General features: G+C 46.6%; 7 protein-coding genes. 5 read left to right on the top strand and 2 right to left on the bottom strand.

Annotation, left to right across the window (positions count from 1 at the left end):
• Window positions 1-361: 361 nt before the first annotated feature.
• Together C233_RS0121795 and map are read right to left on the bottom strand one after the other, a co-directional pair.
• A complete protein-coding gene (locus tag C233_RS0121795; RefSeq protein WP_018669582.1) occupies window positions 362-1,816 on the bottom strand; it encodes a DNA recombination protein RmuC in 1,455 nt (484 codons plus the stop codon).
• Window positions 1,817-1,965: 149 nt separating this feature from the next.
• Window positions 1,966-2,820, bottom strand: coding sequence for a type I methionyl aminopeptidase (gene map, locus C233_RS0121790; RefSeq protein ID WP_018669581.1), 855 nt, complete (start codon window positions 2,818-2,820; stop codon window positions 1,966-1,968).
• A gap of 128 nt (window positions 2,821-2,948) precedes the next feature.
• On the opposite strand from map, the gene C233_RS0121785 reads away from it, so the two are divergent.
• From C233_RS0121785 to C233_RS23155, 5 genes are all read left to right on the top strand, one after another.
• Window positions 2,949-3,278, top strand: coding sequence for a PAS domain-containing protein (locus C233_RS0121785; RefSeq protein WP_025069270.1), 330 nt, complete (start codon window positions 2,949-2,951; stop codon window positions 3,276-3,278).
• 289 nt (window positions 3,279-3,567) lie between these two features.
• Complete coding sequence (gene araJ / locus C233_RS0121780; protein ID WP_025069269.1) at window positions 3,568-4,710, top strand: MFS transporter AraJ; 1,143 nt, start codon at window positions 3,568-3,570, stop codon at window positions 4,708-4,710.
• A 55-nt stretch (window positions 4,711-4,765) separates the two neighbouring features.
• Window positions 4,766-5,206, top strand: coding sequence for a hypothetical protein (locus tag C233_RS0121775; protein WP_018669578.1), 441 nt, complete (start codon window positions 4,766-4,768; stop codon window positions 5,204-5,206).
• A gap of 12 nt (window positions 5,207-5,218) precedes the next feature.
• Window positions 5,219-5,632, top strand: a complete 414-nt coding sequence (locus C233_RS0121770; protein ID WP_018669577.1) for a hypothetical protein — start codon at window positions 5,219-5,221, stop codon at window positions 5,630-5,632.
• A 312-nt stretch (window positions 5,633-5,944) separates the two neighbouring features.
• Complete coding sequence (locus C233_RS23155) at window positions 5,945-7,276, top strand: transposase (protein ID WP_039748061.1); 1,332 nt, start codon at window positions 5,945-5,947, stop codon at window positions 7,274-7,276.
• The last annotated feature ends 213 nt before the right edge of the window (window positions 7,277-7,489 follow it).

Raw genomic sequence — 7,489 nt, 5'->3', positions numbered from 1 at the left:
AAATCCTGTGGATTTTCTTTGGAATACATACGGCAAATGCCGTACTGATGATAGACAAGATCAGGAACAGGACGGTGAAAGCGGCATGATATGATTTTACAGGCAGAGGCAGAAGATGTCTTCAGACTTCTTCCCGAGCGTCATGTCTTGTAGGGTAAGATTGTGTGAGAAATTACAGGAATAGGACTATAAAAATGGCATATGAAGTGAGTATGCTCTATCATCTTCATATGCCATCTTGATTTTTAGGGACATTTACTGAATATCCCTGAATATCCCTGATTATCAAGATAGACAATCCGTGCGAGCTCGTGTAATCTTGGAATTCTTGCGCTGCGACGATGCGGATGTACCTTAAGATTTATTTTTCGTCATGCAGCCCGTCTGTTTCTTCTTCCTGCATCTCTTCTTTGGGCAGCAACCTTGCCGAGATACGTTTCTTGGGGGTGAGACTCATGCCTTTCAGCATTTCCGCCTGGCGCACTACGCTGCGGTTTCCCTCGGACAGTTGGTTGAGTGCCTTGTCGTAATCCTTCTGCATCGCCGCCACGCGGTCGCCCAGGGTGAGGAAAGTATCGGTAAAGCCTACTATCTTCTCATACAAAGCCGTGCCGCGTTTGATGATAGCCTGCACGTTCTTCACTTGGTTTTCCCGCTTCCACAGATCGAGCGAAAGGCGTAGGGCGCTGATAAGATTGGTAGGGCTCATCAGCACTACTTTCTTGCTGTAAGCATACTCCCACAAGTTGGCGTCGCTCTGTATGGCAAGCAGGTAAGCGCCCTCTGTGGGGATGAACATCATTACGAAATCCGGCGACTTGATGTCGTAGTGCGAATAGTCCTTCCGGCTGAGTTCGTCGATGTGATTGCGGACAGATTGCAAATGAGCCTTGAGCCAGCGTGCCTGCTCCTCCTTGTCGCCGGCGGATGTGTAGGCGGCGTAGGCGGTGAGGGATACTTTGGAGTCTATAATCATTTCCCGTTCGTTGGGGTATTTGATAAGGATATCGGGCTGCATCTTCTGTCCGCTTTCTTCATTGACAATCGCTTCCCCGCGCTCGTCTTTCAGGAATTCCTGGCGGAAGTAATGTTCACCCTCAATCAGTCCGGATGCTTGCAACAGCCGTTCTAAAATCATCTCGCCCCAGTTGCCCTGCATCTTGGAATCGCCTTTCAGGGCACGGGTCAAGTTGTTGGCGTCTTCACTGAGGCGGTTGTTCAGCTCTACCAGTTCCTTGATACGTTCTCCCAGTGAGAAGCGCTCTTTGGCTTCGGTGCTGTACACCTGTTCCACCTTTTCCTTGAAATCTTTTATCTTTTCGTCCAGCGGACGCAACAGGTTGCCCAGGTGTTCGGCATTCAGCCTGGTGAAATCTTCCGTCTTGCTCTGGAAGATACGGTTTGAGAGATTCTCGAACTCGGTGTTCATACGTTTGTGCAGGGCTTCGGCTTCTTCTTTCTGCTGTGCGAGGCGCTGCTCCCATTGCTTTTGCTGTTCGGAGATACGTTCGCTAAAGGAGCGCTCCTGCTCGGCAAGGCGTTCGTTGAAACCGCGCGCCTGTTCGGAAAGACGTTCGGCAAACAGCCGCTCCTGGGTGCTAAGACGCTCCGATGCCTGACGGCCGGCTTCTTGCAGGCGCTCTTCCGCTACGGAACGTTCGCGGGTGATACGTTCTTCGGCAGTGCGGTTCAGCAACGCTTCACGCTCTCCGGCAGCTTCTACTTGCATTTTTAGGGCGGCAGCTTTTCTACCGGCTGTCAGATAGCCGATGATAGCTCCTGCGATAATTCCGACGAGTAATAATATGATATTCATAATGTAATGTGGAAAATGAAGTTTCAATGGGCAAAACAAGTTGTTTCAAAGGGTGAAACTGAAAGTTTCAACAGAGAAAACCGTCTGTTTCACCAGGGAGAACAAACTGTTTCGCACCGGGAAACAGCCCGTAACCTTCCGGCTTGTTTTTATTGCGTCAGTATCTCGTTTCCGTTCTCGGTGATAAGAAGCATGCTTTCCCATTGGGCGGAGGGCAGTCCGTCGTCCGTGCATACAGTCCAACCGTCGGCTTCGTCTATAAAGACTTCGTAAGTGCCCATATTAATCATTGGCTCGATAGTGAACGTCATACCCGGTACTATCAGCATGCCGGTGCCGCGTTTGCCGAAATGTTCCACATCCGGTTCTTCATGGAACTTGATACCCACGCCATGTCCGCAGAGGTCGCGCACTACGCTGTAACCGTTCTTCTCGGCATGTTCCTGGATTGCCGCACCCACATCGCCCAGTCGCGCCCAAGGCTGGGCAGCCTGTATGCCGAGGTCGCGGCATTCTTTGGTTACCTGTACCAGACGTTGCATCTCGGGGCTGACCTCTCCAATCATGTACATGCGCGATGCGTCCGAGAAATATCCTTTGTATATGGTAGACACATCCACGTTTACGATATCCCCGCTACGCAGGAATTCCTTCGTACTGGGGATGCCGTGGCACACCACGTCGTTGATGCTGACGCATACACTCTTGGGAAATCCTTCGTACAGGAAAGGGGCGGGGATAGCATCGTGGTCTGTCGTGAAACAATACACCATGTGGTCTATTTCGGCGGTGGACATCCCTTCGCGGATATTCGCCGAGATATAATCGAGCAGTGCGGTGTTTATCTTTGCACTTTCGCGTATGCCCGCCAGTTGCTCTTCCGTACGCAGCAAATGGCGTGACGGCAGTTTGTATCCTTCTTTTTTATAATGCTGAATTTTGGCTTCTACTTCGTCGGAATAGTTTTTAGGAGTAAACCGGACTCCTTTCATGAACTTTTTCATTATTGTATATTTTATAAACGGTGATGCAAAAATACGAATAATTTAAGTGTGAGTATTTATAATGCTTGAATAATTAGAAAGTAATCCGTACTTTTGTGTCCCACCAAAAACGGATGAATGCGATGATTATGTATGAATGGGCTAATGAAATGAACTGTGCCGTAACCGTATGCGATACAAAAGGGGTTATCCTTTATATGAATGAAAAGGCGTGCCGTACGTTTGCCAAACACGGCGACTTGATAGGTAAAAACCTCTTTGACTGTCATAATCCGAAATCGCAGGACAAGATACGGGAGTTGCTGAAAACGGGTGGTGTAAACTCTTACACCATAGAAAAGAACGGCATCAGGAAAATGATTTACCAGACGGCATGGAAGCAGGACGGCGTTGTAAGCGGGCTGGTGGAAATATCTATGGAGATACCGGAAGATATGCCCCATTATGCCAGGAAATAACCGTGCCGGGCTTTCACGGCAAGAACGGCTTAGCCGATAAGCCGTCCCTTAATGCAGATTGTACGGTTGCATACTTTTTTGTTTTTTTCTCACCTTTTAATCGGCCGGCGCCAACCTTATTTGCTGCCAAATTGTAGTAATATGGGGGCAATCCCCAGTATTCCCGGAACGCAAAAGTGTATGCCGATAAATCTTTTGTTACTTTTTTTATAGAATAAAGGATGTAAGAGCGTACAATGTATTACTTTTGCAGCGGTAAAAAGTTTGTTTCACAGGTTGTGTTTTTCATATGAAGAAGAGTCTTATTGCGTTAGCGTTCGGCACATTAGGATTAGGTATTGCCGAATTTACGATGATGGGCATTTTGCCTTATGTAGCCAAAGATTTAAATATCGGCATTCCGGTTGCGGGACATTTCATTTCTGCTTATGCGCTGGGGGTATGCGCCGGTGCTCCCATGTTGATACTGGCGCGCAAACGTCCGTTGAAACATATTCTGCTGGCTTTAATGGCCTTGATGATGCTGGGAAATCTGGGTGCGGCAATCGCCCCCGGTTACTGGTCGCTGCTGGCGGCGCGTTTCATCTCGGGATTGCCGCATGGAGCCTATTTCGGGGTCGCCTCCATTGTGGCGGGCAAGCTGGCGGATAAAGGAAAAAGTTCCGAGGCGGTATCCATTATGATTGCCGGTATGACGGTTGCCAACCTGTTCGGCGTGCCGTTGGGAACCTCTTTGAGCCATATGCTCTCGTGGCGTGTCACCTTCTTACTGGTAGGCTGCTGGGGCGTGATTGTACTTTACTATATTTGGCGGTGGGTTCCTGCGGTGGAAGGATTGAAAGATACGGGCTTCAAAGGGCAGTTCCGTTTCCTCAAAACACCTGCTCCCTGGCTGATATTGGGGGCAACGGCACTGGGCAACGGCGGGGTGTTCTGCTGGTACAGCTACATCACTCCGCTGCTGACGAATGTTTCGGGATTCAGTGCGGAAAGCGTAACGGCATTAATGGTCTTGGCAGGTTTCGGCATGGTGGTCGGTAACCTGGTGAGCGGCAGGCTTTCCGATAAATATACTCCGGGCAAGGTAGGTATGGTGGTGCAGGGCATGATTTGCGCAGTGCTGCTGATGATATTCTTCCTGTCGCCCAATCCGTGGTGTTCGGCCATTTTAATGGCACTCTGTACGGCGGGATTATTCGCAGTTTCGAGTCCCGAGCAAGTGCTGATAATCCGCGTAGCCCCCGGCGGGGAAATGTTGGGAGGAGCTTGTGTGCAAATGGCGTTCAACTTGGGTAATGCTATCGGGGCATATGTAGGCGGTTTGGCGCTTAGCGGAGGATACCGTTATCCGGCATTGGCAGGCGTTCCTTTTGCATTGACCGGGTTTATCTTATTCATCGTATTCTACAAGAAATTTCAGTCTAAATATTAAACATATCATTTTTTTATGTATGTTTGCCCATAAATATTAACTAAACTCGATAATTATGAAGATTATGAATTTTGTAAAGATAGTACTGTTTTGTATGACGCTTATGGGTTTGGCTTCCTGCGGAGACGATAATTACTATACGATACAGAATAGCGACGAGAAACTGTGTAGCGACATGTGGTTGGAGGAGTACACGACAGAGGACGGAGAGTACAGGCACATACTGGAATTTACGAAAGAAAAGCAGAACGGCAAAGAGGTACTTTCCGGAAAAGAAACGTGGGTCGTTTACCAAGCCGGTAGGGTATATACTACCGAGAGCGATTTTACATGGCAGTGGATTGATAACTCGAAGGAAGGACTTGTCATGTACTACGGAGCCGGTGATGTGAAGTACTTCGAGAATGTCTGGGTGCGCGAGCATTATCTTTCCGGAAAGCTGGACGGAGAAATCATAATGTTGACCGCCTCCAAATCCATGGTCAACCAGAATTAGGGATAAGAGGCGATGAGACAATATTTAAACATACTGTTTTTACTGACACTGGCATTAGGGCTGGCATCGTGCGAGGAAGACGACCAGTACGATATAGAGTCTATTTTCATCGGTCGTACATGGACGGGAGATGTCGGCATGAATGCAGGTAACGGCGAGCCTCTTTTCAGTACATTTACTTTCGGCGGCGACGGATTCGGCGAGGAATACCAGTATTACCAGTCTGACGGAGCTCCCTACGAACATTACCGTTTCCAATGGTATTGGGAAGATGGTTTCAACCGGAACCTTGTGTTGGATTACGGCAGAGCCGGAATTTCTTATATGGATGACGTAAGAATCAGCGGCAATAGAATGTGTGGAATATTTTATTTCTCTGATAATACCATTCCGTTCGACTTCGAGTTGGTAATGGAAATAAGATAAAGAGGTTGTGTCAAAATCCACCGCAGATTACATGAATTTACACAGATTTATATAAATTGCTTATCGGTATTATAAATCTGATATTCCGGATTGGAGAAGCTGGGATTGGTAAAATAATCCGTGTAAATTCATGTAATCTGCGGTAGATTTTGGCACAATTTCTTTCTGTTTAGGGATATTCATTAAATCCTATAAAATTATCCAACTAATTCATACTTAAAGTATTGCGAATTAGTTGGCTTTTTGTATCTTTAGGTATTCCCCCCTAAAATACGGTTTGACGGCCAAAACGGGGGAAATATCCACACTGATATGGCGAAGATACAAAATATTTCAGAAATTCACCCTACTTTAGGGTTTACAGAATTCGATATTCTGGAAAAATATCGTAAGAGTTTTAATGCGAGTGAACTTGGCAGTCTTCATTCCGTGTTTCCGTTCGAGAGTATAGTCAAAGAGATAGGCCTTTCACAATCCCGCTTGGGTCGCAGGAACAGTTTCAGTCCTTCCGCGAAGATAGCCCTTATGGTACTGAAGGCTTACACCGGATTCTCTGACAGGTTATTGGTAGAACATCTTAACGGAAACATACACTATCAGTTGTTCTGTGGTATCATGATAGACCCGTCCTACCCTATAACGAACTACAAGATAATCAGCACTATCCGTAATGAGATAGCATCCCGTCTTGACATTGACTCCCTTCAGAAAATCCTTGCCTCACACTGGAAGCCTTATCTTGAGAACCTTCACGTATGTATGACCGATGCCACATGCTATGAAAGTCATATGCGTTTTCCTACGGACATGAAGCTCCTTTGGGAAAGCATCGAATGGCTCTACCGGCATATCTGCATACATTGTGAGCAACTCGGCATAAGGCGTCCCCGTAACAAATATACGGATGTTGCGGTATCCTATCTGTCCTATTGCAAGAAAAGAAAGAGGAAGGCTTCGAGGACGATGATGCTGAAGCGTCGCATGATCAGACTCCTGGAAAAACTCATCATACAACGGGATGACATTCACAGAAAATACAGCTCTTCACTCACATATACACAGGATTATCAGAAACGGCTTTCCATCATCAGAAAGGTCCTTGTACAGGAAAAGGAGCTCTTTGAAGACAGGAAGATCAGTGACCGTATTGTCAGTATTGACCGTCATTACGTACGCCCTATCGTAAGGGGCAAGGAGACAAAATCCGTCGAGTTCGGTGCAAAGGTTAATAACATACAGATAGACGGGATCTCGTTCATCGAGCACGTCTCTTTCAAGGCATTCAATGAAGGCATACGTCTGAAAGATTGTATCCGTATGCATCAGAAGTTGATGAATGTAAGGGCAGGGTGTGTGGCCGCCGATTCCATATACGCTAATAATGCCAACAGGAAGTTCTGTACAAAATATGGGATATCAACCTCCTTTGTACGCAAGGGAAGAGCTGCAAAGGACGAGCCGTTGAGGAAGGTTCTCAGAAGTGAACTCTCCAGGGAAAGAGCCACCAGGCTTGAAGGCAGTTTCGGTACGCAAAAACAGCATTATTCGCTATCGAAAGTCAAAGCACGGAACAGGAAAACAGAAATCCTGTGGATTTTCTTTGGGATACATACGGCAAACGCCATATTGATGATTGATGATTGATAAAATCAAAAACAGACAGAAGAAAGCTGCATAGTATAAGTATAAAGAATCTATTAGAAGAAGTCTCAGGTTTCTTCCGGAACATCGTGCCCAAAAGGAGAAGATTTTAGGTCAGAGAGAAAAAATAGGTAATAAAAATGGCATATGAGATGATATTAGCAAGTCATCTTCATATGCCATCTTACTGTTTAAAGACATTTACTGAATATCCCT

Source organism: Bacteroides gallinarum DSM 18171 = JCM 13658, assembly GCF_000374365.1.
Lineage (GTDB): Bacteria > Bacteroidota > Bacteroidia > Bacteroidales > Bacteroidaceae > Bacteroides > Bacteroides gallinarum.
Note: the sequence above shows the minus strand (reverse complement) of the source record. Positions and strands in the feature narration are given on the sequence as shown.

Excerpts from the sequence above, each read along its gene's own strand:
- C233_RS0121795 (WP_018669582.1), bottom strand. The coding sequence starts at position 1,816 with ATGAATATCATATTATTACTCGTCGGAATTATCGCAGGAGCTATCATC.
- map (WP_018669581.1), bottom strand. The coding sequence starts at position 2,820 with ATGAAAAAGTTCATGAAAGGAGTCCGGTTTACTCCTAAAAACTATTCC.
- C233_RS0121785 (WP_025069270.1), top strand. The coding sequence starts at position 2,949 with ATGTATGAATGGGCTAATGAAATGAACTGTGCCGTAACCGTATGCGAT.
- araJ (WP_025069269.1), top strand. The coding sequence starts at position 3,568 with ATGAAGAAGAGTCTTATTGCGTTAGCGTTCGGCACATTAGGATTAGGT.
- C233_RS0121775 (WP_018669578.1), top strand. The coding sequence starts at position 4,766 with ATGAAGATTATGAATTTTGTAAAGATAGTACTGTTTTGTATGACGCTT.
- C233_RS0121770 (WP_018669577.1), top strand. The coding sequence starts at position 5,219 with ATGAGACAATATTTAAACATACTGTTTTTACTGACACTGGCATTAGGG.
- C233_RS23155 (WP_039748061.1), top strand. The coding sequence starts at position 5,945 with ATGGCGAAGATACAAAATATTTCAGAAATTCACCCTACTTTAGGGTTT.